Annotated in this window: 22 protein-coding genes; 11 read left to right on the plus strand and 11 right to left on the minus strand. The window is 67.0% G+C overall.

Annotated elements, in window-relative coordinates; genetic code table 11:
* The first annotated feature begins 45 nt into the window (after positions 1-45).
* From araA to mmsB, 5 genes are all read left to right on the plus strand, one after another.
* The gene (gene araA / locus M2428_RS06790; RefSeq protein ID WP_277525012.1) at positions 46-1,566 is read left to right on the plus strand and encodes an L-arabinose isomerase; all 1,521 of its coding nucleotides are present in this window, start codon (positions 46-48) and stop codon (positions 1,564-1,566) included.
* Positions 1,563-2,465 (plus strand): aldose 1-epimerase family protein, encoded by a 903-nt coding sequence (locus M2428_RS06795; RefSeq protein WP_277525013.1) that lies wholly within the window; start codon positions 1,563-1,565, stop codon positions 2,463-2,465. Before araA ends, M2428_RS06795 begins: the two co-directional genes overlap by 4 nt.
* Before the next feature lie 220 nt (positions 2,466-2,685).
* Complete coding sequence (gene chvE, locus M2428_RS06800; RefSeq protein ID WP_277525014.1) at positions 2,686-3,834, plus strand: multiple monosaccharide ABC transporter substrate-binding protein; 1,149 nt, start codon at positions 2,686-2,688, stop codon at positions 3,832-3,834.
* A gap of 106 nt (positions 3,835-3,940) precedes the next feature.
* Positions 3,941-5,470 carry a multiple monosaccharide ABC transporter ATP-binding protein gene (mmsA, locus tag M2428_RS06805; protein ID WP_277525016.1) on the plus strand — a complete coding sequence of 510 codons (1,530 nt, stop codon included), beginning with the start codon at positions 3,941-3,943 and terminating at the stop codon, positions 5,468-5,470.
* Positions 5,471-5,475: 5 nt separating this feature from the next.
* The gene (gene mmsB, locus M2428_RS06810) at positions 5,476-6,765 is read left to right on the plus strand and encodes a multiple monosaccharide ABC transporter permease (protein WP_277525018.1); all 1,290 of its coding nucleotides are present in this window, start codon (positions 5,476-5,478) and stop codon (positions 6,763-6,765) included.
* An 88-nt stretch (positions 6,766-6,853) separates the two neighbouring features.
* On the opposite strand, the gene M2428_RS06815 is transcribed toward mmsB, so the two are convergent.
* The 5 genes from M2428_RS06815 to M2428_RS06835 form a co-directional block, all read right to left on the minus strand.
* Positions 6,854-8,221 (minus strand): MFS transporter, encoded by a 1,368-nt coding sequence (locus M2428_RS06815; protein ID WP_277525020.1) that lies wholly within the window; start codon positions 8,219-8,221, stop codon positions 6,854-6,856.
* An 87-nt stretch (positions 8,222-8,308) separates the two neighbouring features.
* A complete protein-coding gene (locus M2428_RS06820) occupies positions 8,309-8,779 on the minus strand; it encodes an RpiB/LacA/LacB family sugar-phosphate isomerase (RefSeq protein ID WP_277525022.1) in 471 nt (156 codons plus the stop codon).
* An 8-nt stretch (positions 8,780-8,787) separates the two neighbouring features.
* Positions 8,788-9,768 carry a ribokinase gene (locus M2428_RS06825; protein ID WP_277525024.1) on the minus strand — a complete coding sequence of 327 codons (981 nt, stop codon included), beginning with the start codon at positions 9,766-9,768 and terminating at the stop codon, positions 8,788-8,790.
* 79 nt (positions 9,769-9,847) lie between these two features.
* Positions 9,848-10,873 carry a LacI family DNA-binding transcriptional regulator gene (locus M2428_RS06830; protein WP_277525026.1) on the minus strand — a complete coding sequence of 342 codons (1,026 nt, stop codon included), beginning with the start codon at positions 10,871-10,873 and terminating at the stop codon, positions 9,848-9,850.
* A 617-nt stretch (positions 10,874-11,490) separates the two neighbouring features.
* Positions 11,491-12,183, minus strand: coding sequence for a GntR family transcriptional regulator (locus M2428_RS06835; RefSeq protein ID WP_277525028.1), 693 nt, complete (start codon positions 12,181-12,183; stop codon positions 11,491-11,493).
* 107 nt (positions 12,184-12,290) lie between these two features.
* Between M2428_RS06835 and M2428_RS06840 the strand changes: the two genes are divergently transcribed.
* The 4 genes from M2428_RS06840 (at position 12,291) to M2428_RS06855 (ending at position 18,071) form a co-directional block, all read left to right on the plus strand.
* Positions 12,291-13,049 carry a 5-oxoprolinase subunit PxpA gene (locus tag M2428_RS06840; RefSeq protein ID WP_277525030.1) on the plus strand — a complete coding sequence of 253 codons (759 nt, stop codon included), beginning with the start codon at positions 12,291-12,293 and terminating at the stop codon, positions 13,047-13,049.
* A 93-nt stretch (positions 13,050-13,142) separates the two neighbouring features.
* Positions 13,143-14,483, plus strand: coding sequence for an MFS transporter (locus tag M2428_RS06845; protein WP_277525031.1), 1,341 nt, complete (start codon positions 13,143-13,145; stop codon positions 14,481-14,483).
* A gap of 73 nt (positions 14,484-14,556) precedes the next feature.
* Positions 14,557-16,302, plus strand: a complete 1,746-nt coding sequence (locus M2428_RS06850) for a 5-oxoprolinase/urea amidolyase family protein (RefSeq protein ID WP_277525033.1) — start codon at positions 14,557-14,559, stop codon at positions 16,300-16,302.
* Positions 16,302-18,071, plus strand: coding sequence for a biotin carboxylase N-terminal domain-containing protein (locus M2428_RS06855; RefSeq protein WP_277525035.1), 1,770 nt, complete (start codon positions 16,302-16,304; stop codon positions 18,069-18,071). Before M2428_RS06850 ends, M2428_RS06855 begins: the two co-directional genes overlap by 1 nt.
* Before the next feature lie 98 nt (positions 18,072-18,169).
* On the opposite strand, the gene M2428_RS06860 is transcribed toward M2428_RS06855, so the two are convergent.
* The 4 genes from M2428_RS06860 to M2428_RS06875 form a co-directional block, all read right to left on the minus strand.
* Positions 18,170-19,330, minus strand: coding sequence for a glycerate kinase (locus M2428_RS06860; protein ID WP_277525037.1), 1,161 nt, complete (start codon positions 19,328-19,330; stop codon positions 18,170-18,172).
* Position 19,331: 1 nt separating this feature from the next.
* On the minus strand, positions 19,332-20,804 hold the full coding sequence (gene dctA, locus M2428_RS06865) for a C4-dicarboxylate transporter DctA (RefSeq protein WP_277525039.1): 1,473 nt from the start codon (positions 20,802-20,804) through the stop codon (positions 19,332-19,334).
* Positions 20,805-20,917: 113 nt separating this feature from the next.
* Entirely contained in the window at positions 20,918-22,015 is a 1,098-nt protein-coding gene (locus M2428_RS06870; RefSeq protein ID WP_277525041.1) for a tartrate dehydrogenase, read from the minus strand.
* 117 nt (positions 22,016-22,132) lie between these two features.
* Complete coding sequence (locus M2428_RS06875; RefSeq protein WP_277525042.1) at positions 22,133-23,044, minus strand: LysR family transcriptional regulator; 912 nt, start codon at positions 23,042-23,044, stop codon at positions 22,133-22,135.
* Between the two features lie 265 nt (positions 23,045-23,309).
* Between M2428_RS06875 and M2428_RS06880 the strand changes: the two genes are divergently transcribed.
* Both M2428_RS06880 and M2428_RS06885 read left to right on the plus strand, forming a co-directional pair.
* Positions 23,310-24,839, plus strand: coding sequence for a CYTH and CHAD domain-containing protein (locus M2428_RS06880; protein ID WP_277525044.1), 1,530 nt, complete (start codon positions 23,310-23,312; stop codon positions 24,837-24,839).
* A gap of 30 nt (positions 24,840-24,869) precedes the next feature.
* Positions 24,870-25,808 (plus strand): 5'-3' exonuclease, encoded by a 939-nt coding sequence (locus M2428_RS06885; protein WP_277525046.1) that lies wholly within the window; start codon positions 24,870-24,872, stop codon positions 25,806-25,808.
* 88 nt (positions 25,809-25,896) lie between these two features.
* On the opposite strand, the gene M2428_RS06890 is transcribed toward M2428_RS06885, so the two are convergent.
* Together M2428_RS06890 and M2428_RS06895 are read right to left on the minus strand one after the other, a co-directional pair.
* Positions 25,897-26,073: a CsbD family protein gene (locus tag M2428_RS06890; protein ID WP_090583097.1), complete on the minus strand. Its 177-nt coding sequence runs from the start codon at positions 26,071-26,073 to the stop codon at positions 25,897-25,899.
* Positions 26,074-26,224: 151 nt separating this feature from the next.
* Positions 26,225-26,377: a hypothetical protein gene (locus M2428_RS06895; protein ID WP_277525049.1), complete on the minus strand. Its 153-nt coding sequence runs from the start codon at positions 26,375-26,377 to the stop codon at positions 26,225-26,227.
* Positions 26,378-26,431 lie beyond the last annotated feature (54 nt).

A 26,431-nucleotide genomic window follows, 5' to 3' on the forward strand; every position in this document is an offset into this window, starting at 1 on the left:
AGGCCGCGAAACCGCCGTCGCTCACTACCTTCCCCAGGAGAAAACATGTCCAACGCCAACAACACGTCCCTCGAGCAGTACGAGGTCTGGTTCCTCACCGGCAGCCAGCACCTCTACGGCGAGGACGTGCTCAAGCAGGTCGCCGCCCAGTCGCAGGAGATCGCCGACGCGCTGAACGCATCCGCCGACGTCCCGGTGAAAGTCGTCTGGAAGCCCGTGCTCACCGACTCGGAAGCCATCCGCCGAACCGCCCTGGAAGCCAACTCGGATGACGCCGTGATCGGCGTGACCGCCTGGATGCACACCTTCTCACCGGCCAAGATGTGGATCCAGGGCCTGGACCTGCTCCGCAAACCGCTCCTGCACCTGCACACCCAGGCCAACGTCGAACTGCCCTGGGCGGACATCGACTTCGACTTCATGAACCTGAACCAGGCCGCGCACGGCGACCGTGAGTTCGGCTACATCCAGTCCCGCCTCGGCATCCCGCGCAAAACCGTCGTCGGCCACGTGTCCCACCCGGAGGTGTCCCGCCAGGTGGGATCCTGGCAGCGTGCCTCCGCGGGCTGGGCTGCCGTGCGAACCCTGAAGCTCACCCGTTTCGGCGACAATATGCGCAACGTCGCCGTCACCGAAGGGGACAAGACCGAGGCCGAGCTGCGCTTCGGCGTCTCGGTCAACACGTGGTCCGTCAACGAACTTGCCGACGCCGTGCACGGCGCGTCAGAGTCGGGCGTCGATGCCCTGGTGGCCGAATATGAGCGGCTCTACGACGTGGCCCCCGAGCTTCGGGCCGGCGGAGCCCGCCACGAGTCGCTGCGCTACAGCGCCCAGATCGAACTGGGACTGCGCAGCGTCCTCGAAGCCAACGGCTCCGCCGCCTTCACCACGTCTTTCGAGGACCTCGGCGCACTGCGCCAGCTGCCGGGCATGGCCGTGCAGCGGCTCATGGCCGACGGCTACGGCTTCGGCGCAGAGGGCGACTGGAAAACCGCCATCCTGGTCCGGGCCGCCAAGGTCATGGGCGCTGGACTGCCCGGCGGCGCCTCGCTCATGGAGGACTACACTTACCACCTCGCCCCGGGCCAGGAGAAGATCCTGGGCGCGCATATGCTCGAGGTCTGCCCCTCCCTGACCGCCACCAAGCCCCGCGTGGAGATCCACCCGCTTGGCATCGGCGGCAGGGAAGACCCGGTCCGCATGGTCTTCGACACCGACGCCGGCCCCGGGGTCGTGGTGGCGCTGTCCGACATGCGCGACCGCTTCCGCCTCGTGGCCAACGCCGTCGACGTCGTGGACCTCGACGAGCCGCTGCCCAACCTGCCGGTTGCCCGCGCCCTCTGGGCGCCGCGGCCGGACTTCGCCACCTCAGCGGCCGCGTGGCTGACCGCCGGGGCCGCCCACCACACTGTCCTGAGCACAGCCGTCGGCATGGACGTCTTCGAGGACTTCGCCGAGATCGCCCAAACCGAGCTGCTGACCATCGACGACGGCACCACCATCCGGGGGTTCAAGAAGGAACTGGCCTGGAACGCCGCCTACTACAAGCTGGCCGGCGGTCTGTGACCGGGCACGAATACGGTCTCCGGCACGGGGGCTACACCGCCGTCATCACCGCCCGCGGTGCGGCGGTGCGGCAGTTCCAGTTCCGGGGGCGGGACCTGGTTGTCCCGTTCCCGGCCGGCGGGCCCAACCCGGACTATCGCGGCGTCATCATCGCACCCTGGCCGAACCGGATTCCCGACGGAAAGTACACCTTTGACGGCGAGGACTACCAGCTCCCGGTGAACGAGGCAGGCCGCCGGTGCTCGCTCCACGGCTTCACCCCGGAGCTGGACTGGAGGCTGGAATCCTGGACGGAATCCGCCCTGGAGCTCTCCTGCGCCATCGGGCCGGCGCCGGGCTACCCCTTCGCCTTATCGATCACCGCGCGCTACCGGCTGGACGGCGACGGCCTGAACACGACCGTCACGGCGGCCAACATGGGGGAGCGGACCGCGCCCTACGGGGTCTGTCCGCACCCCTACCTGCTGGCAGGACCGGCGCCGCTGGATCAATGGAGTCTGCAGGTCCCCGCGCGCACGTTCCTTGAGGTGACGCCGGACCGGCTGCTGCCCCTCGCCACCCGGCCCGTTGACGGACACGGCCACGACTTCGGCGACCCACGCGTGATCGGTTCCACCGAGATCGACCATCCCTTCACCGACATTGTGTTCGACGGCGACGGGCAGGCACACGTCGTGGTCCGGGACCCGGGCGGCACCGGCGTCGGTCTGGCCTGGGACCACAGCTGCACCTGGCTGCAGCTCTACACCGGGGACGCGGAACCGCCGCTGCCCAGCCGGCTCGGACTCGCCGTGGAACCCATGACGTGCCCGCCGGATGCCTTCAACACGGGCACGGACCTCGTGCGGCTCGAACCCGGAGCCTCGCACCGGGTGACCTGGCGCATCTTCGCCGCCTGACGGCCCGCCGTCGGTCCGAAGGAGATAAACGCCGAATGTGCGTTGACTCACATGTTTCAAGAAGCTATCTTTGACCATATTGTTAGCGATAACAATCAGCCGCAGTTCCCTTGCAGGCTGAATCCCCGTTCCATTCAGACCTCCGCAATCCTCCCGCTGTTACCGCCCCGCAGGGGCACGATGACGTGCAGGACTGCGATCAGGAGCAACTTCGCGGACTATGGGTCCGCGGAAGGAGAAAATTGTGAAGATCAGGAAACTCCTGGGCGCCGTTGCGGTTGTCCTCGCTGTGACCGTAGGGGCCACAGGCTGCGGCAGCCGGCCCGGCACGGCCGCGCCGGCCGCCAGCGCCGACGCTGCCGGCTCCCTCGTCGGGATCTCAATGCCGACGCAGACTTCGGAACGGTGGATCGCCGACGGCAAGAACGTCTCGGACTCCTTGACGAAGCTCGGGTACAAAGCCGACCTGCAGTACGCCAATGATGACATCCCCACGCAGGTGTCCCAGATCGAGAACATGCTCACCAAGGGTGCCAAAGCCCTCATCGTCGCGGCCATCGACGGCACCACGCTGACCGACGTCCTCGCCAAGGCGAAGGAACAGAACGTCAAGGTCATCGCCTACGACCGGCTCATCAACGGCACGCCGAACGTCGACTTCTACACCACCTTCGACAACTACACGGTGGGCGTGCAGCAGGCCACATCGCTGCTGACCGGCCTGGGCCTGGTTGACGCCAGCGGCAACAAGGTCGAAGGCAAGGGCCCGTTCAATGTGGAGCTCTTTGCCGGCAGCCCGGATGACAACAACGCCAACTTCTTCTGGACCGGCGCCATGGACACCCTCAAGCCGTACCTGGACGCCGGAACCTTGAAGGTGCCCAGCGGCCAGACCAAGTTTGAGCAGGCTGCCATCCTGCGCTGGCAGGCCCCCGTGGCCCAGAAGCGCATGGAGGACATCCTCACGGCCGCCTACAGCTCCGGCACCAAGCTCGACGGCGTCCTCTCCCCGTATGACGGCCTCTCCATCGGCATCATCTCGGCCCTGACCAGCACCGGCGGCTACGCCAAGGGAAGCCTGCCCGTCGTCACCGGCCAGGACGCCGAAAAGGGTTCAGTGAAGTCCATCACCGCCGGCGAGCAGTACTCCACGATCTTCAAGGACACCCGCCAGCTGGGAGCCCAGGCCGTGAAGATGGTCGACGCCCTCCTGAAGGGCCAGGAACCCGAGGTCAACGACACCAAGACCTACAACAACAAGGTCAAAGTAGTTCCTGCGTACCTGCTCAAGTCCGTCATCATCACGAATGAGAACTACAAGAAGGAACTCATCGACTCCGGTTACTACACCGCGGCCGACGTCAAGTAGCCACGTCGAAGGGTGGCGGGCCGTCGTCGAGTCCGGCCGCCACCCTTCCCGTAGACCCCTGCAGCCGCAGGACGTCTCAGGTACTACCAGTCAGTGAGAATTGGCGATGAACACACCCATTCTTCAAATGCGAGGAATCACCAAGACCTTCCCGGGCGTGAAGGCCCTCCAGGACGTCACCCTGCAGGTGAACGGCGGCGAAGTCCACGCCATCTGCGGTGAAAACGGCGCTGGGAAATCCACCCTGATGAAGGTGCTGTCCGGCGTCTACCCGCACAGCTCCTTCGACGGCGACATCCTCTTCGAAAACGAACCCTGTAACTTCTCCAGCATCAGCGACAGCGAGAAGCGCGGAATCGTGATCATCCACCAGGAGCTGGCACTGAGCCCTTACCTGTCCATCGCCGAGAACATCTATCTCGGCAACGAACAGGCCAAGCGCGGCTGGGTGAACTGGCGCAAGACCAACCTGGAGGCCGCGAAACTCCTGGCCCGGGTGGGCCTGAGCGAAAACCCGGTCACCCCCGTCCAGCACATCAGCGTGGGCAAGCAGCAGCTCGTGGAAATCGCCAAGGCACTCTCGAAGGAGGTCAAGCTCCTTATCCTCGACGAACCGACGGCGGCCCTCAACGACGAGGACTCGAGCCACCTGTTGGACCTGATCCTGCACCTCAAGGGCCAGGGCGTCACCAGCATCATCATCAGCCACAAGCTCAACGAAATCCGCAAGATTGCGGACGCCGTCACAATCATCCGCGACGGCAAAACGATCGAAACCCTCCGACTGGGCGACGGCGAGATCACCCAGGAACGCATCATCCGCGGAATGGTGGGCCGGGACCTGGAAAGCCTGTATCCGGACCGGGAACCACGGATTGGCGAGGAAGTCCTGCGGATCGAGGACTGGTCCGTTCGGCACCCGCAGGACTACAGCCGGATGGTGGTCAACAACGCCAGCTTCAACGTCCGCAAGGGGGAAGTGGTGGGGCTGGCCGGACTGATGGGTGCTGGCAGGACGGAGCTGGCCATGAGCGTCTTCGGTCGCAGCTACGGCACCGCAACCTCGGGGAAGGTGTTCAAGCACGGCACGGAAATCAACACCTCCACCGTCTCTGACGCAATCAAGCACGGAATCGCCTACGCCACCGAGGACCGCAAGCTCTACGGCCTGAACCTCATCGAGGACATCAAGCGCAACGTGTCCATGGCGGCGCTGCGCAAGCTGGTCAAGGGCGGCTGGGTGGACAAGAACCAGGAAACGGTGGTGGCCAACGACTACCGGAAGAGCATGAATATCAAGGCCCCCTCGGTCGCCGCCATCACGGGCAAGTTGTCCGGCGGCAACCAGCAGAAAGTGGTGCTGAGCAAGTGGATGTTCTCCGATCCGGACGTGCTGATCCTCGACGAACCCACCCGCGGGATCGACGTCGGCGCGAAGTTTGAGATCTATACGATCATCGCGAAGCTGGCTGCGGAAGGAAAGGCGGTCATTGTGATCTCCTCCGAACTGCCCGAGCTGCTGGGCATCTGCGACAGGATCTACACCCTGTCCGCCGGGCACATCACCGGCGAGGTCCCGATCGCCGAAGCATCGCAGGAAACCCTCATGCAATACATGACCAAAGAGAAGGAATAGCGAACATGTCCGCCCTCCGAGAATCCCTGGGCTTCCTGACAAGCCGCCTCCGCCAGGTTGGCATCTTTGTCGCCCTGATCCTGATCGTCCTGCTGTTCCAGATTCTGACGGACGGGATCCTGCTGGAGCCGCAAAACGTCACCAACCTGGTGGTCCAGAACAGCTACATCCTGATCCTGGCGATCGGCATGGTGATGGTAATCATCGCCGGCCACATCGACCTGTCCGTCGGTTCGGTCGCCGGCTTCATCGGCGCCTGTGCCGGTGTCATGATCGTGCACTGGGGCTGGGAATGGTGGCTCGCCATTCCGGCATGCTTGCTGGTCGGCGCGCTGGTGGGTGCCTGGCAGGGCTACTGGATCGCGTACGTCGGCATTCCCGCCTTCATCGTCACCCTCGCCGGGATGCTGATTTTCCGTGGCCTGACACTGATCGTTCTCAAGAACCAGCAGATCACGCCGTTCCCGGGCGAGCTGCGGGCGCTGGGCGGCGGCTTCCTGCCGGACATTTCCGGCGGCACGTCGGTTCTGGAGTGGCTGACGGTCATCCTTGGCGTTGGCGCCACCCTGGCACTGGTGATCCAGGCAGTCAAGGAACGCCGGATCCGCAAGAAATTTGAACTCGAGAACGAGCCGATGGCGTGGTTCGTCACCAAGACCGCGTTCATCGCCCTGCTCATGCTGACCATCACCTTCCTGCTCGCCAGCTACCGGGGCACCCCCATCGTCCTGATTGTTCTTGCGGTCCTGGTGATCGTCTATACGGCCCTGATGAACAACAGCGTCTTCGGCCGGCACACCTATGCACTCGGCGGTAACCTGCACGCTGCCGAGCTGTCCGGCATCAAGACCAAGGCGGTCACGTTCAGGCTGTTCGTGAACATGGGCGTCCTTGCCGCACTGGCCGGCCTCGTGTTCACGGCCCGGCTCAATTCCGCTCAGCCGGCCGGCGGCACCGGCTTCGAACTCGATGCCATCGCAGCGGCGTTCATCGGCGGAGCCGCAGTTACAGGTGGCATCGGAACCGTGGCCGGGGCCATGATCGGCGGCCTCATCATGGGTGTGCTGAACAACGGCATGTCGATCCTGGGCCTCGGCACCGACTACCAGCAGCTCATCAAGGGCCTGGTGCTGCTCCTCGCCGTCGGGTTCGATATCTTCAACAAGAACCGCAGCGGCAAGGGCGGCGGGGCCGCGATCTTCAAGAGCCTCAAACTGAAAGCCCCGCCCGCGGCGGATGCCCACCCCGGGAAACCGGCGGATGAGCGTCCCGTGCCGGTAGCGGCCGGACAGTAGCGCGGGACACGGCAGACTGCTGCGACCCGGGTTGGCCTCCAGAGGCCAACCCGGGTCGCTCTTTCTTGCGGGGGTATTCACTGTGCCGCTAGCGGGCGGCCGACGCCGCCGGCTGGTCCTCCGCTGCAGCTGCCGGTTCGCCGGCGATGATGGCGTCGACTTCAGCCTTCTCCTTGGCGCCCCAGGTTTCGCGGGTGTTCAGCACGCCGATCAGGCCAATGACACCCACCAGGACGTACAGCGAGGCACCCCCGGCCCACCCGAAGACGGAGGCCAGGAGCACGGCCAGGAAGGGCGCGAATCCGGAAATGGAGGCGGCAACCTGGTACCCGATGGAGGCGCCGGACGTCCTGGTGTTGGTCCGGAACAGCTCCGCGAACCAGGCGCCCTGCGTGCCGGTAAACGTCGCGTGGATGATGCCGATGCCGATCACGAACGCCAGGACGATCAGGAACGGGTTGCCGGTATTGCTGAGCAGGAACATCGGGAAGCCGAAGACAATGACGGCGATGGTTCCGCCGAGGTAGAGCTTGCGGCGGCCGATGCGGTCGGTGAGCGCGCCGGCGACCAGCGTGACCGGGATGGCAAGAAGGCTGGCGATCACAATGCCGGTAAGCCCGATGGCCCGGTCGTCTGGGTTGTTCTTCGTGATGTAGGAGAGCAGGTAGGTGGCCGTGACGTAGTACGCGCAGCTCTCCACGATCCGCAGGGAGATCACCCGCAGGATGTTCCGCCAGTCGTTCTTGACCACGGTGGCAAGCGGGTTCTTGACGATCGCGCCCATGGCCTTGGTGTGTTCGAACTCGGGGGATTCCTCAAGCTTCATACGGACAACCAGGCCGACGACGATCAGGACGGAGCTGGCGAGGAACGGCAGCCGCCAGGCCCAGTCGGTCTGCAGGGAGGCGGAGAGCAGGAACGCAGCGTTGGCCAGGGTGATGCCCAGCGGGTTGCCCGCCTGCGGGATGGCCGCGAAACGGCCGCGCTTCTTCCATGGTGCGTGCTCGAACGTCATCATGACGGCGCCGCCCCATTCAGCACCGAAGGCCAGGCCCTGGATCATCCGGATGATGACCAGCAGGATGGGTGCGAGGATGCCGACCTGGCCGTACGTGGGGAGGCAGCCGATCAGGACGGTGGCGATGCCCATGGTCAACAGCGCGCCGACCAGCACGGGCTTGCGGCCGTACTTGTCGCCGAGGTAGCCGCCGACGGCTCCGCCGATGGGCCGCATCAGGAAGCCCACCGCCAGGGTGGCGAAGGCCAGAAGTGTTCCGACCACGGGGTCCGTGTTGGGGAAGAAGACCTTGCCGAAGTACAGGGCCGCGGCCGTGCCGTAGGCGACAAAGTCGTAGTTTTCCACGCACGTGCCGGCGGCCGAAGCCATGGCGGTCTTGATCTTTCCGGGTGAACCGTGGGCGGCCTGGCGCGGCCGGTCCGTGATTGCTGCCGTCATGTTCTATATCTCCTTTGATATTGCTGGACAGCCTTGGGCGGCATGCCGAAGGCCAGGTAAACGATTAGTGGTGCGGTGCCGTCCGGGTCAGATTTCGGCGGCCAGTTCCCGTGCTCCCTCGAGCTCCATTTCGCGCAGCTTTTGGACGCGCCGGATGGTGTCCTCGTCGTTGTCGAATTTCGCGTCGAGGAAGGACTGGAGGACTTCCTTGGCGGCGGCCCTGCCGATTAGCCAGGCGCCCATGGCGATGGCGTTCGCGTCGTCGTGCTCCACACTCTGGTGGGCGGAATAGACGTCGTGTCCCAGGGCGCAGCGGATGCCCGGGATCTTGTTGGCCGCCATCACCGCCCCGACTCCGGTGCCGCAGACCAGTACGGCGCGCTCGGCCTCGCCGGAGCGGACCAGATCGCAGGTGGCTCGGGTGATGTCCGGGAAATCGACCGGCGCCTCGCTGGGCGCGCCGCGGTCGATGACCTCATGGCCGAGGTCCTCCAGGACCGACTGGACAAACGATTTAAGGGGGAAGCCGGCGTGGTCGTTGCCGAGTGCGATTTTCATGGGTCTCCTTAGTTCGGAACGACAGGGCTGGGATTGGTGGGGTTCGGATTGGCTGGGTTCGGCGTGGGGTTCGGCGCGAACGCCGGTAGTTCATTGGCCCATGGAATCGATTCCATGGCGCCGGTGCGCGTGACTGCGAGAGCCGAAGAGCGGGTGGCGTGGACCATTGCGGCAGACAGGTCGCGGTGGCTGCCGGCCAGGGACGCGGCGAGGTAGCCCACGAACGTGTCGCCGGCTCCCGTGGTGTCCCTGGCGTCTACCTTGGCCGCCGGCACGTGCGCCAGACTGCCGTCGAGGACTGTGAAAGACCCTTCCGCGCCGGCGGTGCAGACGATGGCCGGACCCAGGACAGGCGGAAGAGTCTGGACCAGGTTCCGGTGGTTGCCGGGCATCCCGGCGAGGCCCGCGAGGTCGGCTAGAACCTGGATTTCCTGTTCGTTCACCACGAGGAGGTCGACGTCGTCGAGCAGGCCGTCGATCTGCCGGGGAGCGGGGGCCGCGTTGAGGATGACGAAAGCGCCGCGGCTCTTCGCGGTCCGCGCGGCCTGCCGGACCAGCTCCGTCGGGATCTCCAACTGCAGAACCAGGACGTCGCCCGCCTGGACGGCGGCGAGTCCCGCATCGACGTCGGCGGCGGTGAGCCCGGAGTTCGCGCCCGGACTGACGATGATCTGGTTTTCGCCTTGGTCGTCGACGGCGATGATCGCCGTTCCTGTGGCGGCGGTGCCGCTGACCCGCACGTGGCTGGCGTCGATGCTGGCCTCGGACAGAACCTCAAGGATCCGCCGGCCATGCGCGTCGTCGCCGACGGCGCCCGCGAATTTCACTGTGCCGCCGGCCCGGGCCGCCGCGACGGCCTGGTTGCCGCCCTTGCCCCCGGGGCTAAAAGTTGCGTCCGAGCCCCGGACGGTCTCACCCGCCCGCGGGAGGGAACGGACGCGGATGTTCTGGTCGATATTGAGGCTTCCGACCACAAAAACCGTGCTCATTGGACCTGCTCCTTCGGTGGTGTCGGACGGTGCCCCAAGCCGCAAATCAGAGGGGTCGGACGGGAGGGCTGCGCTGTTGTCACGGCCGCCCCAGGCTGGGATCTGCAGTGCCCGAGGAGGCGCGGACAATGAGTTCGCTCGGGAGGACGACCGATTCCGGCTTGTGCCCGTCGATTACCTCGAGCAGGAGCCTGACCGCGGTGCGGCCCATCGCCTCCACGTCGTGGGAGATGACAGTCAGCGGCGGATCGAGCAGGGAAAACCATTCGATGTCGTCGAAGGCTATGAGGGCCATGTCCCGGCCGATGCGAAGGCCCTTCCGGTTCAAGGTGGCCAGCGCTCCGACGGCCATGGGGCTGTCGGCGGCTAGGAGTGCAGTTGGCGGCTGCGCGAGGCCCAGCAGGTGGTGCGCGCCGGTCGAGCCGCTGGCTGACTGGAAGTCGCCGAAGTACGTCAGGGCGGGATCGGCGCTGAGCCCGAACTCGCGGGCCGCGCGGGAGAAGGACTTGAGCCGGTCCCGGCCGGTGGACGTGGTCTGGGGCCCGGCGATGTAGCCGACCCGCTCGTGGCCCTGCCGGGCCAGGTGCTCCACGGCCTGGCGGATGCCGGAATCACTGTCGGTGGTCACACTCGGCACGTCGATGCCATCGACGGTCCGATCAACGAACACCGTGGGGATGCCCCGTTCCAGCACGGCGCGCAGGCTGGAGCTCCCTTCGCCCTGCGGTGCGGCGATCACGCCGTCCACGCGCTGCGAAATAAAGGTGTCCAGGTACCTGTCCTGCTGCGGAATGCTCTCGTTGGCGTTCCCCAATAGGGTTACGAGCCCCTCCGCGAGGGCCGCCTGCTCGGCAGCGTGGGCCAGATCGGCGAAGAACGGGTTACGGATATCTGAGAGGAGCAGCCCGATGACGTTGGTCCTGGTGGAACGGAGCGCGCGTGCCTGGGCGTTGGGGTGAAAATCCAGCTCGGCGACGGCGGCGGCCACCTTCTGGCGCGACTCCGCGGACGTTGCCGGGTTTCCGGACAGCACCCTGGACGCCGTCGCGGACGAGACGCCGGCCAGTGCTGCCACGTCCTTGATGGTGATGGAAGGTCCCGTCACTGCTGCGCCTTTCGCCTTTGAACTGCTCTGAAAAGTCTTGTGGAATCGATTCCATGGAATCGGTTCCACAAGTATGTGGCGCTGGCTACAACCTGTCAATGGGTGATGCTGGCCAGGATGCGGAGCCGAGCCGACCGCGACGGGGGGCCAATGCGACCGGCTGCGATGCACCGAATGTCCGGCGACGGTGAATGCGCTCAGCGACGCGCAGTATGTCCTGCGATGCTGGATATGCCTGGCGACGCGGGATGTGTTCGCCGACGCGCAAAATTCCCCTCGATGCGGGAATACAGGTGTCGGCAGGAATTCTGCGCGTCGCAGAGCTGGATGCGCGTCGCCAGGCCCGATGCGCGTCGCAGAGCTGGATGCGCGTCGTAGGGCTGAGTGCGCGACGCCAGGCCGAATGTGGGTCGCCAGGGCTAACGCGGGTCGCAGGGCTGGATGCGGGTCGCCAGGGCTAACGCGGGTCGCAGATAGCCGGGCCTGATGCGCGTCGCCAGGCTGAAAGCGGGTCGCGGGGCTGGATGCGGTGGCCAAGCCGGATGCGGGTGGCCAGGCCTGATGCGCGTTGCCGGGCTGGATGCGGGTCGCAGGACCGGGCCCAGTCCGGCTGCAGCTCACTCGCCGTGGACGGCGGTCTGGCGTTCCTCTGACCGGTTCAAATACGCCAGCAGCAGCTCACCGGCGCGGTCCAGCTCCCCGGCTTCCAGGGCTTTGCAAATTTCCTCGTTGTCCGGCAGGTAGCCCCGGTAGAAGTGCGCGTCCACGGTGGCCTTGTGAAAGAACAGCCGCATCTCGGCCAGGACCTGGGACATGATCGTGTCCAGCCGCCGGCTGCCTGCCAGGGCCACGATCGCGCCGTGGAAATGCTGGTTGGCGCTGCCCAGGCCCTCTTCGTCGTTGGCGGCGGCGGCGGCTTTGCCCTCCTCCACGGCCGCGCGGACCGCCGCCACCCGCTCCGGGCTGCCGCCGCCGCGGATCGCACTGACTTCAATGGCGCGGCGCACCGTGTAGACGTCGTGGATATCGCCAGCCTCCAGGCTGGCCACGAAGACGCCCCGGTTCGGGTGCCGGACCACCAGGCGCTCGGCCGCTAGTTCGGCGAAGGCCTCGCGGACCGTGTTGCGGGAAACGCCCAGGTCGTCGGCGATGGTCGATTCCGTGAGCCTGGCTCCTGGCAGGAGCAGGCCTTCCGCCAGTTGCAGGCGCAGTTCGGCTGCCACCCGGTCCGCCACGGACGGAACGGCCACGCGCAGCCGCGCCGCGGCTGCGCCCAAAGTGGAGCCGGCAGCAGCATCGGAAGTCGTCATGGAGCCGAATCTACACGATTGTCCAAAAATTGAATCGTCGGATTGTTGAACAATCGGCCAAAGTGATGCATCCTTAGTAGGGGGCTATCATGAGACGAGGATCACAAATGGCAACCATTGACCTGAACAGCGACGTTGGCGAGTCTTTCGGACGCTGGACCCTGGGCGACGACACGGCGATGTTCCGCTCTGTCTCCAGTGCCAACGTGGCTTGCGGATTCCACGCGGGTGACCCCAGCGTCATCCGCCGGACCTGCCGCGAGGCGGTTGCGGCCGGCGTCGTGATCGGCGCTCACGTCGGCTACCGCGATCTGGCCGGGTTCGGCCGCCGCTTCCTGGACATCGATCCCCTCGAACTGGCGGACGACGTCGTCTACCAGATCGGTGCGCTGCAGGCGCTGGCCGCCGTCGAGGGCGGCACGGTCAGGTACGTGAAGCCGCACGGCGGGCTCTACAACGCCATCGTCTCGCACACCGCCCAAGCGAAGGCCGTCGTCGACGCCGTGAAGTCCGTTGACCCGAACCTGCCGATCCTGGGCTTGCCGGGCTCGGAAGTGCTGCGCCTCGCCGAGGCCGCCGGCCTCCGCGCGGTCACCGAAGCTTTTGCCGACCGCGCCTACAACCCGGACGGCACCCTGGTGTCACGTACGCTCCCCGGAGCCGTGCTGGAGGACCCCGCCCTCGTCACTGAGCATGTCCTCCGAATGGCCACCGACTCCGCCGTCCGCACCATCGACGGCTCCATCCTGAAGATCCATGCAGAGAGCATCTGTGTCCACGGCGACTCCCCGGGAGCCGTCACCATGGCCGCCGCTGTCCGCGAAGCGCTCAACGCCGCGGGCATCACCACCGCCGCGTTCGTCTAAGCAGACGTTTCACCTGCTTCATTCCCGGTCCGCCGGGATCACCCGTACCTTAATCCAAGCAACGGGCAGCACCCGCACACCTGGAGGAAAACCATGACTGCAGCACCGCATCAGGCCACCCCGGCCGCCGGCAAGAGGAGGATCCCGCCAGGTGCCCTCAAGGCCTACGTCGCGAGCCTCACCGGCACTTCGCTGGAGTACTACGACTTCGCGATCTATTCCGTGGCCTCGGCCTTGGTGTTCCCCAAGGTCTTCTTCCCGGGCAACGACGAATACGTCGGGCTGCTGCTGTCCTTCTCGACCTTTGCGGTGGGCTACCTCGCCCGTCCCATCGGCGGCGTGATCTTCGGCCGGCTCGGCGACAAGATCGGCCGCAAGCACGTCCTCGTGACCACCCTGCTGCTGATCGGCATCGCAACGGTGGTGATCGGCGCGCTCCCGGGCTACGCCACCATCGGTATAGCCGCTCCCATCATCCTCGTGTTGCTGCGCCTGGCGCAGGGCATCGGCGTCGGCGGCGAGTGGGGCGGTGCCGTCCTGCTCTCGAGCGAATTCGGCGACGCCAAGCGGCGCGGCTTCTGGTCTTCCGCCGCGCAGATCGGCCCGCCCGCCGGCAACCTGATGGCCAACGGCGTCCTGGCCGTGCTCGCCGCGACCCTCAGCAACGAAGACTTCCTCTCCTGGGGCTGGCGTGTGGCCTTCCTCGCCTCGGCCGTGTTGGTGGGCTTCGGCCTGCTGATCCGGTTGAAGCTCGAGGAAACCCCCGTCTTCAAGGCCATCCAGGCCCACGGCGAACAGCCCAAGGCCCCCATCAAGGAGGTCTTCACCAAGGAGCCGCGCGCCCTCGTGTCCGCCGCCCTGTCCCGCATCAGCCCGGACGTGCTGTACTCCCTGCTCACCGTCTTCATGGCCGTCTACGCCACCAAGGAACTGGGCATGAGCACCAGCAACGTACTGACCGCCATCCTGATCGGCTCAGCCTTCCAGCTGGTCCTGATCCCCGCGGCGGGCGCCCTCACGGACCGCATCAACCGCCGCCTCGTATACGGCATCGCCGCCGTCGGAACCGCCGTTTACATCCCGCTGTTCTTCGTCATGATCCAGGACAAGTCGGTCCTCACGCTGACCATCGGCATCGTGATCGGGCTGGCCTTCCACGCCTTCATGTACGGCCCGCAGGCCGCTTACATCACCGAACAGTTCCCGGCCCGGCTGCGCTACGCCGGCAGCTCGCTGGCCTACACCCTGGCCGGCGTGGTCGGCGGCGCCATCGCGCCGTTGGTCTTCACCGCTCTCTTCGCCGCCAGCGGCAACTGGTTCCTGATCGCCGGCTACCTCGCGGTCGCCTCGATCGTGACGGTGATCGGGCTCGCCATCGGGCGCAACCCGCATACCGACGAAGAAGAGCGGCTCCTGCAGGAAGCCCGCGCCTGAGTCCTTCGGATCCGGTTCAGCGGATCCTGTCCACCGGCACAATTTCACCGGCACACAATGAGTGAGGCACCTCGTGATTGAGACAGCAGGGGAACCCCCGAAGGTAGAGAACGCAACAGTTCACAAGGTCCGCTCCGTGCGGGCCGTGGGAACGCGCGCGGTCCTGGCCGAGCTCTCCGGCACCCAGGACGTGCTTGCCTTGCAGGCACTGCTGCTGGAGAGGCCGCTGCCTGGCCAGCAGGACGTGCTGGCCGCGGCCGAGACCGTCCTGGTCAAGGCCGATTCCCCGGCCTCGGCCCGGCGCATCGCCGCACGGCTGCTTCAGCTCGACCTCACCGCACCCGTGCAGCTCGACGGCGGGCTGATTGTCATCGACACCGTGTACGACGGCGAAGACCTCGCCGAGGTCGGGCGGCTCACCGGCCTCGGCAAGGAGGGCGTGATCGCCGCCCATTCCGGCCAGGTCTGGACCGTGGCCTTCGCCGGCTTCGCGCCCGGCTTCGGGTACATGGTGGGGGAAAACCAGCAGCTGGAAGTGCCCCGGCGCAGCTCGCCGCGCACCGCCGTGCCCGCAGGTTCCGTGGCGCTGGCCGGCAACTATTCGGCCGTGTACCCGCGCCGTTCCCCGGGCGGCTGGCAGCTGATCGGGCACACCAGCGCCCGGATGTGGGACCTGGGCCGGGACCAGCCCGCCCTGGCGGCGCCCGGCCACCGGGTGCAGTTCCGGCAGGTCCGGGACGCAGTCACGCTCGGCACCGAGCCAGTCGCGGAGAAAGCCGCGGCGCCTGCGGCCGAGAACGCCGGCACCGCGCCGCAGCCGGCTGGCGGGGACGTCGCCCGCGGACTCCGGATCGTTTCGCCCGGGATACAGAGCCTGATCCAGGATCTGGGTCGGCATGGCCACTCCGGCCTGGGCGTCTCCGCCGCCGGCGCACTGGACCGGGCCTCCCTGCGCCGGGCCAACCGCCTTGTCGGCAACGCCCCCGGCGCAGCCGGCATTGAGACCGTCGCCATCGAGACCGTCGCCGGCGGGCTCAAGATCCAGGCCGTGGCGGACCAGGTCCTGGCGGTCACCGGCGCACCGTCGGCACTGAGTATCGAGTCGGCGCCGGACAGCGCCGGCGAAACGTGGCACCGCGCGGTGCTGATGGCCACCCCGTTCGCGCTGCTCGACGGCGAAACGCTCAGCCTTGGCGCCCCGCAGAGCGGCTTCCGCAGCTATCTCGCGGTCCGCGGCGGCGTGGATGCAGCCCTGGTGCTGGGCAGCCGCTCCACGGACACGATGTCCGGGATCGGCCCGGCGCCCCTGGCCGCCGGCGAGGTGCTGGCCGCCGGCGGGGAGGCCGAATCCGGCGTCGTCGGGGCTCCGGAACTGCAGCCGGACTACCCGGGCGCCGGGGTGACCGTCCTCGACGTCGTCCCCGGCCCCCGCGCCGACTGGTTCGATCAGGCGGCGCTGGACTCTTTCACCGCCCAGGACTGGTCCGTGCTGCCGCAGTCCAACCGGGTGGGCATGCGGCTTGACGGGACCCCGCTGCAGCGCAGCCGCCAGGGCGAACTGCCCAGCGAAGGCACCGTGGCGGGCGCCCTGCAGGTCCCGCCGGAGGGCCTGCCCGTGCTCTTCCTGGCCGACCATCCCATCACCGGGGGTTACCCGGTGATCGCCGTGGTGGTCGACTCCCAGCTGGACCTCGCCGCGCAGGTACCCATCGGCGGCAAGATCCGCTTCCGCTGGGCCGAATCCGCCGCGGCCGAGCCCGAAGCCACCGAACACCGCACCACCGAACACGCCACCACCGAAGAAGAAGCGAGTAACTGATGCGCAAGGTCCTGATCGCCAACCGTGGAGAAATCGCGGTCCGCATAGCCCGGGCCTGCGACGACGCGCAGCTGGCGTCCGTCGCTGTCTACGCCGACATCGACGCCGACGCCCTGCACGTCTCCGCCGCCGATGAAGCCTTCAGCCTGGACGGCAACTCGCCCGCGGACACCTACCTGAACATCCCCAAACTCCTCGCCGCGGCGGCCGAGTCCGGAGCGGACGCCGTCCACCCCGGCTACGGCTTCCTCTCCGAGAACGCCGACTTTGCCCAGGCGGTCCTGGACGCCGGACTGACCTGGATCGGTCCGACGCCGGACGCGATCCGGCTGCTCGGCAACAAGATCACGGCCCGCGACGCGGCCGTGCGGGCCGGCGCACCCTTGGTGGCCGGCAGCGACGGTCCCGTCGACACTGCTGCCGAGGCCCGGGCCTTCGCCGAACAGCACGGCCTGCCGATCGCCATCAAGGCCGCATTCGGCGGCGGCGGCCGCGGCATGAAGGTGGTCCGGGTCATTGACGAGGTGGAGGAAGCCTTCGACTCCGCCATCCGTGAAGCAGTGGCCGCCTTCGGCCGCGGCGAGTGCTTCGTGGAGCGCTACCTGGACCGTCCGCGCCACGTCGAAGCGCAGGTCCTGGCGGACGCGCACGGCAATGTCGTCGTCGTCGGAACCCGCGACTGCTCCCTGCAGCGCCGGCACCAGAAGCTCCTGGAGGAGGCACCAGCGCCGTTCCTCAGCGAAGAGCAGACCAAGCTGATTTACGACGCTGCCAAGGCCGTCTGCCGGGAAGCCGGCTACTCCGGCGCCGGCACGGTGGAATTCCTGGTCGCCGCGGACGGCACCGTGGCATTCCTCGAGGTCAACACCCGGCTCCAGGTGGAGCACCCCATCACCGAGGAAACCACGGGGATCGACCTCGTCCAGGAACAGTTCCGGATCGCCGCGGGGGAGCCGCTGAGCCTGTCCGAGGACCCTGCGCCGCGCGGACACGCCTTCGAATTCCGGCTCAACGCCGAGGACGTGGGCCGCGGCTTCCTACCCTCACCCGGGACCATCGGCGAGTTCGCCGGCCCCACTGGCCCGGGCATCCGCCTCGACACCGGCGTCCGCTCCGGGTCCTTCGTCGCCCCGCAGTTCGATTCCCTGCTCGCGAAGCTGATCGTGACCGGCGCGGACCGCCAGCAGGCCCTGCGCCGCGCCCGCCGGGCCCTCGCCGAAATGCGCATCACCGGGGTCGCCACCGTGCTGCCGTTCCACCGGGCCGTGCTGGAGTCCCCGGACTTCACGTCCGAGGACGGGCTGGGCATCCACACCCGCTGGATCGAAACCGACTTCGCGGACAGCGTCTCCATCTCCGCCGATCCCGATTACAGCACCACCGCGCCCGACGGCGAACGCCGCACCATCACCGTCGACGTGGACGGACGGCGCCTCGCCGTCGGCCTGCCGGCCGACTTGCTGGACGGCTGGGCACGCTCGGGCGGTCCCTTGCCCGCCGGCGTGTCCCTGGACGGAGCGTCCGACGACGGCGCTGGCGGTGCTGCAGCCGGAGACCCGGGCGAGCTGCGCGCCGACATGTCCGGGACCGTGGTGAAGTGGCTCGTCGAGCCCGGCGCCGAGGTCTCGGCCGGGGACCCGGTGGTGGTCCTTGAAGCTATGAAGATGGAAACCCAGATCTCCGCGCACCGGGACGGTACCGTCACTGACGTCCGCACCGAAGCCGGCGGAGTGGTTGCGGCCGGAGCGGTGCTGGCGCTGATCGGCTAGCAGCGGTCGGTCATGTGCCGGGCGCCGTTCCGGAGAGACCAAGAACGCCCGCCCGGGTATACCCGGGCGGGCGTTTCGGCGTGGCGCCGCACTGAAGACTAGAGCAGGCTCGTGCCGATGTCCTTGCCGATCCGGCGGAGCAGCGCGGCGGATAGTTCGGGGTCTTTGGATGAGTCCTGGTCCGTGTACTCGGCCAAGGTATAGACCCGGGCGAGGTCCATTTCGGCCCACCGTTCCCGGGGCAGGAGGGAGCGGCCGGCGACGGCGATGATCGGACGGGATCCGGACCGCCGGGCGACGGCGGCGGGCAGCTTCCCGGCCAGGGTTTGCTCGTCGAGGCTGCCTTCACCGGTAATGACGACGTCGCAGGTGTCCTTGCGGGCATTGAAGTCCAACAGGTCCAAGAAGTAGTCGGCGCCCGAGACCTGCTTTGCCCCAAGCAGCAGGCAGGCGTAGCCGATTCCGCCGGCGCTGCCGGCGCCTGGACGCCCAGCCAACCGGGCCGCATCGGCGAATCCCGCCGCCGCCAGCTGGGCGACGAAATGTCCGAGGCCTCTGTCGAGGGCCGCGATCTTTTCCGGGCCGGCGCCCTTTTGGGGACCGAAGACCGCCGGCGCGCCCTGGGCGCCGAGCAACGGGTTGTGGACATCACTGGCGACGACCAGCTCGGTGTCCGCCAGTTCGGCGAGGGCGGTCCGGTGGATGCTGTGGATGTGTGCCAGCGCACCGCCGCTGCCGTGGAGCTGGCGGCCGTCGGCGTCGCGGAAGCTGTACCCGAGGGCTGTGAGCATTCCCATCCCGCCGTCGGTGCTGGCGCTGCCGCCCAGGGCCAGCACGATCCTGGCCGGTTTCAGGCTGAGGGCGAACAGGACCGCTTCGCCGAAGCCGCGGCTGGAGGCACCCAGCGGATCAAGGATTCCGCCCGGCAGGAGTCCTAGGCCGCAGGTGTTGGCCACCTCGACGACGGCGGTGGCGCCGTCGAACGCGATGCTGGCCTGGACGGGCTGGCCGGTGGGTCCTGAGACGGTGTAGCTGTGCCGGGTGAAGCCGGAGGCGACGGCGGCGTCGACGCTGCCGTCGCCTCCGTCCGCCAAGGGAAGCAGTTCGCAGTGGATCGTCCAGGCCCTGCCGGTGACACCAGATGCGGAGCGGAGCCCTGCAGCCAGGGCATCGGCCACTTCGCCGGCTGTGAGGCTGCCTTTGAACTTGTCGGGTGCGATCAGGGCCCGCACGCTTTTCGGGGCAGAGGCGGTGACCATGTCAGATGGTTTTCGAGTAGGCAGGGTGGCGGTCCTCGCTGGACGCCAGGTCGACGGCGGCCGGTTCTGCGTGGGTGGCGTCGGTGGCCCCGGGTGTGTGGTGGTGCTCGGTCAGGTCGGCAGCGATGTCCGTGAACTCGTCGAGCGGTGTTGGATCCTCGCTGGGCAGCGGTTCCACCGCTTCGCCGTTGAAGACGCGGCGGACACGGTCCGCGTCCAGCGTCCGGTCCCACCAGGCGATGAACAGCGTGGCGACGGCGTTGCCGGTGAAGTTCACCAGGGCCCGGCATTCGGACATGAACTTGTCGATACCGAAGATGAGCATGATGCCGGCAGCCGGGATGGTTCCGATGGTGGCCAGGGTGGCGGTCAGGGCGATGAAGCCGCCGCCAGCGACGCCGGCCGCGCCCTTGGAGGTGAGCAGCATGACCGCGATCAGGCCCAACTGCTGGCCGATGGACAGCTCGGTGTTGGTGGCCTGGGCGATGTACACGGCAGCCAGCGACAGGTAGATGGCGGCGCCGTCGAGGTTGAAGCTGTACCCGGTGGGGACAACGAGCCCGACCGTTTCCTTCTTGACCCCGGCGTGCTCCAGCTTGCGCATCAGGCCCGGCAGCGCCGGTTCGGCGGTGGAGGTGCCCAGGATGAGCAGGTACTCCTCTCTGAGGTGGCGGATCATCTTGAAGATGTTCAGCTTCAGGAAGGCCATGACCGATCCGAGGACCACGACGACGAACAGGATCGAGGTGGCGTAGAAGAGGGCGATCAGCCCGCCCATGCTGGAGAGGGACGAGACACCGTACTTGCCGACGGCGAAGGCCATCGCGCCGAACGCACCCAGCGGGGCGGCCTTCATGATGAAGCCCAGGATCTTGAACATGACCCCGGTGAGGCGCTGGACCCCGTCCAGGACGGGCGCCCCGACTTTGCCCATGGCGTTCAGGGCGATGCCGAAGATCACGGCGATGAAGATGATCTGGAGGATGTCGCCTTCCACGAAGGGAGCGGCGATGCTGGTGGGGATGATGTGGGTCAGGAACTGCCACCACTCCTGGTGGGCGCCGGTTTCGATGAGCTTGGCCGCGGAGTCCGTGGTCTTGATGGTGCTGGCATCGGCGTTGACGCCCTCGCCGAGGCGGAAGATGTTGATGGCGACCAGGCCGAAGAGCAGGGCGAAGATCGTGCCGATCTGGAAGTACGTCAGGGCCTTCAGGCCGGTCATGCCGACCTTTTTCAGGTCCGCGACGCTGGCGATGCCGCCGACGATGGTCAGGAACACGATCGGACCGATCAGCATTCTCATGGCGTTGACGAAGGTGGTGCCGATCGGTTCCAGAGCGATGCCGGCCGCCGGCGCAAGCCAGCCCACGAGAATGCCGAGGACGATGCCGGTCAATACCCAGAAGTACAGCTGCCGGTACCAGCGTGTCTTGGGGGCCGGCGTTACCGCGCCCGGGGTGGTGATGGGTCCCATGATTCCTACCTCATTGTGGAATGTGAATGGCAGTGGTGCTTGAAGAATGAAGAGCTGCGTCGGGCGGGCGGCGGCGACGGTGCGCGGCGCCGCCCGCCCCGAACAGGGTCTGGCTAGACGGTGGCCAGGGTGTGGGCGAGAGCCTTGATGATGGCGTCGGTGACGTCATCGGTGTTGGCCTCGCCGCCGACGTCGCGCGTCAGGTAGCCGGCGGCCGTGGTCTGCTCGATGGCGGCCTCGATGCGCCGGGCTTCCTCGTGCAGGCCGAAGTGGTCCAGCATCAGCGCGGCGCTGGCGATCGCGCCGATCGGGTTGCTGATGCCCTTGCCGGCGATGTCCGGCGCGGAGCCGTGGACCGGTTCGAACATGGACGGGAAGCGGCGTTCCGGGTTCAGGTTCGCGCTGGCCGCCAGGCCGAGGCTTCCGGCCAGGGCCGAGCCGAGGTCCGAGAGGATGTCCGCGTTCAGGTTCGAGGCGACGACGACGGAGAGGTCTTCGGGATGCAGGATGAACTTGGCGCTCATGGCGTCGACCAGGACGCTTTCGGTGGCCACGTCCGGGTAGTCCAGGGCCACGCGCTGGAAGGTTTCGTCCCAAAGGACCATGCCGTACTGCTGGGCGTTGGACTTGGTGACGGAGGAGACCTTCTTCACGGTGCGGGTCCGGGCGAGGTCGAAGGCGAAGCGCATGATCCGCTCGCAGCCCTTTTCGGTGAACAGGGCCGTCTGGAGGGCCACCTCGTTGCCGGGGCCGCGGCCGCTGAGGTTCCGTCCGCCCAGGCCGGCGTACTCGCCTTCGCTGTTTTCGCGGACCACGATCCAGTCGAGCTCGGTGTGATCGGCCTTTCGCAGCGGGGACTGGATGCCGGGCAGGAACTTTACCGGGCGGATGTTGGCCCACTGGTCGAAGTTCTGCGTGATGTTCAGGCGCAGGCCCCAGAGGCTGATGTGGTCCGGGACGTTCTCCCAGCCGACGGCGCCGAAGTAGATGGCGTCAAAGTCCTTGAGGACTTCCAGGCCGTTCGGGTCCATCATCTGGCCGGTCTTTTCGTAGTAGCCGCAGCCCCACGGGAACTCGGTCCATTCGAAGGCGAACTTGCCGCCGGAATTCTCTGCAAGGGCGTCCAGGACGCGGCGGCCGGCGGAGACAACTTCCTTGCCGACGCCGTCGGCGGGGATGGAAGCGATGCTGAATTTCTGGGTGGCGCTCATGTGCCTACCTCCTCGTTGAGTGTGTTAGCAGCGTCACACTGCTTGTCCTCTTCAAGTAGACGGCCCGGCACCAGCCGCCGTCCAAGACCAAGATTCGATACGCTAAATAGGCTCAACCTATTGGTCGACGGCCTCCGCGCCCCTAGCCGCCGCATGCAGTTCTGCCACGGCCAGGAAGGCTTTGGCAGCGGGCGTCAGGTCGTCCTTCCGGCTCAGGATGGCGACGTCGAGATGGGACACCGGTTCGATCAGGAGGGTCCGCAGCCCTGACTTGTGCGCCAGCGGCGCCCAGGATGAGGGCATCACAGCGTGGCCCACCCCAGCCAGGACCAGCGGCAGGATGGAGGTCCGGTGCGCGACCTCCACCACGATTTCCGTGTTGACGCCTCGGGCCAGGGCATCGTCGACCAGCCAGCGCATCAGGGATCCGCGCTGGCTTGCGATCAGCCGGTGCCCGCCAAGATCCTCGCGCTGAATGGCCGTCCCGGGACCGAACGTGTCCGCCTGCGGGTTGACGATGAGGATCAACGGCTGGCGCTCGAGCTCCAGGACCTGGACGCCCTGGACCCGCATGGGGTTCGGGGATCCGGCCAAGCCGATTTCGGTGCTGCCGCTGCGGACGGATTCAACGACCTCCTCGGGCGTGAACGCGGCACTGACGTTCAGCCGCACCGACGGATGGGCCCGGGTGTATTCGGCGATCATGGACGTGAGCGGCTCAATGCCGGGGGAGGGCATAGTGATAATGTCCAGCCGCCCGCTCCGCACGCCCCGCAGCGCCTGCACCGCGGACTGCGCGGCATCCAGGTCCCGCATGACCAGCCGGGCCGGCCCGACGAGTTCTTTACCTGCTTCGCTGAGTACCGCGCGGCGGCCGATGCGGTGAAAGAGCGGCACCCCGAGGTCCTTTTCCAGGCCCGCGATTGTCTGTGAAAGAGACGGCTGGGCGATGAGCAGGTGCTCTGCGGCGCGGCTGAAGCCGTCGTGGTCAACGACGGCCAGAAAATACTTCAGCTTCCGTGTGTCCACGCCAGCTCCTTTACCGGTCCGGTCCTGGGACTTCCGGCGCCTTGGAACGCACGCCCGGGGGCGGCACAGCGTGCGGCGCGGACGCATAGATAGCCTACGCCTATCAGGACCGGGCTGCCCAGCGTTGCTGGGCGCCGCGGAGGTCTGGTCGGGCTGTTCCCGCAGGCCTAGAATCGGGCTGGGCGGAACTGGCCAAGGCGCCGGCCTGACACGCCCGCCGAAGATCAAGTCCGTGTTCCAGCGGTGCCAGTAGGGGGAGCCCGCCATGGGGACCACGGGAAAACTTGAGACGGAACAAAAGTTCGACGCCGAGACCTCCTCAGCGCTTCCGGACCTGCTGGAAATAGAGGGTGTGGACGACGTTTCGGAGCCGGTGACGGATCACCTTGAGGCTGTGTACTTCGACACCCCGTCCCTGGCACTTGCCGCACGGCGCCTGACCCTGCGGCGGCGCACGGGCGGAGCGGACGCCGGGTGGCACCTCAAGCTTCCCGCCGGAACCGACCAGCGGGAGGAAATCCATGCCCCGCTGGGCCAGCCGGAGACCGTTCCGGACGAACTATCCGCTCATGTGCAGGTATTGACGCGGGGCGAGGAACTGGTGCCTGTCGCCCGGCTGAGTACGCGGCGCACCACCTACCGGCTCTACGGGCCTCTCGGTGAGCACCTGGCCGACTTCGCCGACGACCATGTCCACGCCGAGGCCCTGCAGCCGCCAAGGCCGGCCCTCGACTGGCGTGAATGGGAGCTCGAACTCGTCCACGGACCCCGGGAGTTCCTCGACGCCGCCGCCGGAACCCTGACGTCCACGGGCGCGGCCCAGGCCTCCTATCCGTCCAAACTGGCCCGTACTTTTGGGGATGCCTGGCCGGCCGAACTCAGTCCCCGGACCCGAAAACCCCGGAAGAAACTCCGCAAGAAGGGACCGGCAGCCGACGTCGTGACGGCCTATATGGACGCACGGATCGAGGACTACATCGCCCATGATCCGGGCGTGCGGCTGGGGACACCGGATTCTGTCCACAAGATGCGGTCAGCGACCCGCCGGGCGCGCTCCGCCCTGGCCACCTATCGCAAACTCTTCAAGCGCTCCGCGGCCCGGGAACTCCAGGCTGAACTGAAGTGGCTGGGCCAGATCCTGGGTCCGGCTCGCGACGCCGAGGTGATGCTGGAGCGGCTTCGCCAGCACATCCTGGAACTCCCCGAAGAACAGCACTCCGGCTCTTTGAACCAGATGATCGAGCTGGAGCTGGTCGCAGCCCACGACGCAGGTTACAGAAACGTCCTGGAGACCCTCGGGACCGACCGCTATTTCCGTCTCCTTGGCTCCCTGGAGGACTTCCGGGACCACCCGCCGGCCAAGCCTCGCGCCTTCCGCCCCGCCCGCAAAGTGACGGCCAAGCTGGTGAACAAGGCAGCAAAACGGGTGGAGCGCTCCCGGAAGGCCGTCAAACGCTCAGCCGGCCGGACCGCCCGCGACACGGCGCTGCACGAGGTCCGAAAAGACGCCAAACGGCTGCGGCACGCGGGCGAATCGGTCATGGAGATCCACGGCAAACGCGCCGCCAAGCTCACAAAATCCGCTGGACGGCTCCAGACAGTACTCGGCGACCATCAGGACAGCGTCATGGCGACCGCCCTGCTGCAGAGACTGGCGGCCACCCCGGACCGGCCCGCCGATACCGACCTCGGCATCGAGAGCTTGCTGGCGATGGAAGAACGCATTGCCCGGAAAACGGAGAAAAAAGGCCGCAAGGCAGGGAAAAAGCTTCGCGGCCTGCGGCTCCGCTCCTGACCCGCGGGGGCATCCGTGTCAGGATCAGTTATGACCGACCGCCTGATGCTGCTCGATACCGCGTCGCTGTACTTTCGCGCGTTCTACGGCGTGCCCGACACGATCCGCCGCGCCGACGGCACCCCGGTGAACGCCGTTCGCGGGCTGCTCGACATGATCGCGCGGCTCACCACCGACTACGGCGCGACGCATCTCATTGCGTGCTGGGACGACGATTGGCGTCCGCAGTGGCGGGTGGACCTCATCCCAAGCTACAAGTCGCATCGAGTTGCCGAGATCGTGGCCGGCGCCCCCGATGCGGAGGTGGTGCCGGACGCGCTCGAGGCGCAGATTCCAATGATCCGCCGGGTGCTCGAGCTCGCCGGCATCGCCGTCGTCGGGGCTGCCGAACACGAGGCCGACGACGTGATCGGCACCTACGCCAGCTACGCCGAGCTTCCGGTCGACGTGGTGACGGGCGACCGCGACCTCTTCCAGGTCGTCGACGACGCCCGTCAGGTGCGGGTGATCTACACCGCGCGCGGGATGCGGAACCTCGAAGTCCTGACCGACGCCGTCGTCGTCGGTAAATACCGCGTGCTGCCCGGGCAGTATGCCGACTACGCGACCCTGCGCGGCGACAGCTCTGACGGGCTGCCGGGCGTCGCCGGCATCGGCGAGAAAACCGCCGCGACGCTGCTTGGGGAGTACGGCACGCTCGACGGGCTGCTCGCGGCTGCCGCGGACGCAGGAAGCGGGATGTCCGCCTCCGTGCGGTCGAAACTCGCCGCGGCTGCGGACTACCTCACGGTCGCGCCCGCCGTCGTGAAGATTGTGCGGGACCTGGAGCTGCCGACGCTCGAGGAGGCGGGCGCGCAACTGCACCCTGTCCTCGGTGGTTCGCGGGCCGAACTTGAACGCCTCGCCACAGAGTGGAACCTCGGCGGATCTGTCAAGCGGCTCCTTGAGGCGCTCGACCTACGTCGTTAGGGGAAAGCCCCCGGATGGTGTGGGCAAAAAGCCGGGGCGGAAATGCGATCCGGACCGCACCTCTGCCCCGGCCTCTGGCGGCCTGTTTTCAGTGTTTCTTGAAGGCGTCCTTGACTTTTTCGCCAGCCTGCTTCAGGTCTGCTTTGACTTGGTGGCTTTTGCCTTCGGCCTTCATCTTGTCGTCGCCGGTGGCTTTGCCAGCTGTCTCTTTGCCTTTGCCGTGGAGCTTCTCGGCGGCATTGTGGATCTTGTCACCCAGGCCCATGATGATCCTCCTTATTTGGTCGCCTCCGCGACGTGAATGCCGTGGAAGCCACAGTTAATTGTAGGGACAGAAGTGCCGAAAGTGGGGGAGAGGTTTAATCACCATTTGCGGTGGCCGGGCCACCATGCGGCCTTTGGGACAACAATCCAAATCAGGCGATCAAGGTATGCAGATTGACTCCGAAGATGGCCACGAGCGGCCAGAGGATAATTGCCGCCAGGCCTTCCAGAATGTTGCCGGGAATGTTCCATGCCACGAGATAGCCGTGGGTGGCGGCGACCACTACGCCGATGGCCAGATACACGGTCCCGATCAGACCTATTCCGCGCCCGCCAGATTGGCGCCTGCCCATTCCGCG

It is taken from the genome of Arthrobacter sp. ES3-54, from assembly GCF_029504395.1.
Lineage (GTDB): Bacteria > Actinomycetota > Actinomycetes > Actinomycetales > Micrococcaceae > Arthrobacter.

Bases quoted from the DNA above. Each gene is read 5' to 3' on its own strand.
- M2428_RS06825 (WP_277525024.1), bottom strand. From the start codon at position 9,768: ATGAGCACGGTTTTTGTGGTCGGAAGCCTCAATATCGACCAGAACATC.
- M2428_RS06860 (WP_277525037.1), bottom strand. From the start codon at position 19,330: ATGGTCACCGCCTCTGCCCCGAAAAGCGTGCGGGCCCTGATCGCACCC.
- M2428_RS06855 (WP_277525035.1), top strand. From the start codon at position 16,302: ATGCGCAAGGTCCTGATCGCCAACCGTGGAGAAATCGCGGTCCGCATA.
- M2428_RS06815 (WP_277525020.1), bottom strand. From the start codon at position 8,221: ATGACGGCAGCAATCACGGACCGGCCGCGCCAGGCCGCCCACGGTTCA.
- M2428_RS06845 (WP_277525031.1), top strand. From the start codon at position 13,143: ATGACTGCAGCACCGCATCAGGCCACCCCGGCCGCCGGCAAGAGGAGG.
- M2428_RS06820 (WP_277525022.1), bottom strand. From the start codon at position 8,779: ATGAAAATCGCACTCGGCAACGACCACGCCGGCTTCCCCCTTAAATCG.
- chvE (WP_277525014.1), top strand. From the start codon at position 2,686: ATGGGTCCGCGGAAGGAGAAAATTGTGAAGATCAGGAAACTCCTGGGC.
- M2428_RS06880 (WP_277525044.1), top strand. From the start codon at position 23,310: ATGGGGACCACGGGAAAACTTGAGACGGAACAAAAGTTCGACGCCGAG.
- M2428_RS06870 (WP_277525041.1), bottom strand. From the start codon at position 22,015: ATGAGCGCCACCCAGAAATTCAGCATCGCTTCCATCCCCGCCGACGGC.
- mmsA (WP_277525016.1), top strand. From the start codon at position 3,941: ATGAACACACCCATTCTTCAAATGCGAGGAATCACCAAGACCTTCCCG.
- M2428_RS06885 (WP_277525046.1), top strand. From the start codon at position 24,870: ATGACCGACCGCCTGATGCTGCTCGATACCGCGTCGCTGTACTTTCGC.
- M2428_RS06835 (WP_277525028.1), bottom strand. From the start codon at position 12,183: ATGACGACTTCCGATGCTGCTGCCGGCTCCACTTTGGGCGCAGCCGCG.
- M2428_RS06890 (WP_090583097.1), bottom strand. From the start codon at position 26,073: ATGGGCCTGGGTGACAAGATCCACAATGCCGCCGAGAAGCTCCACGGC.
- M2428_RS06840 (WP_277525030.1), top strand. From the start codon at position 12,291: ATGGCAACCATTGACCTGAACAGCGACGTTGGCGAGTCTTTCGGACGC.
- dctA (WP_277525039.1), bottom strand. From the start codon at position 20,804: ATGGGACCCATCACCACCCCGGGCGCGGTAACGCCGGCCCCCAAGACA.
- mmsB (WP_277525018.1), top strand. From the start codon at position 5,476: ATGTCCGCCCTCCGAGAATCCCTGGGCTTCCTGACAAGCCGCCTCCGC.
- araA (WP_277525012.1), top strand. From the start codon at position 46: ATGTCCAACGCCAACAACACGTCCCTCGAGCAGTACGAGGTCTGGTTC.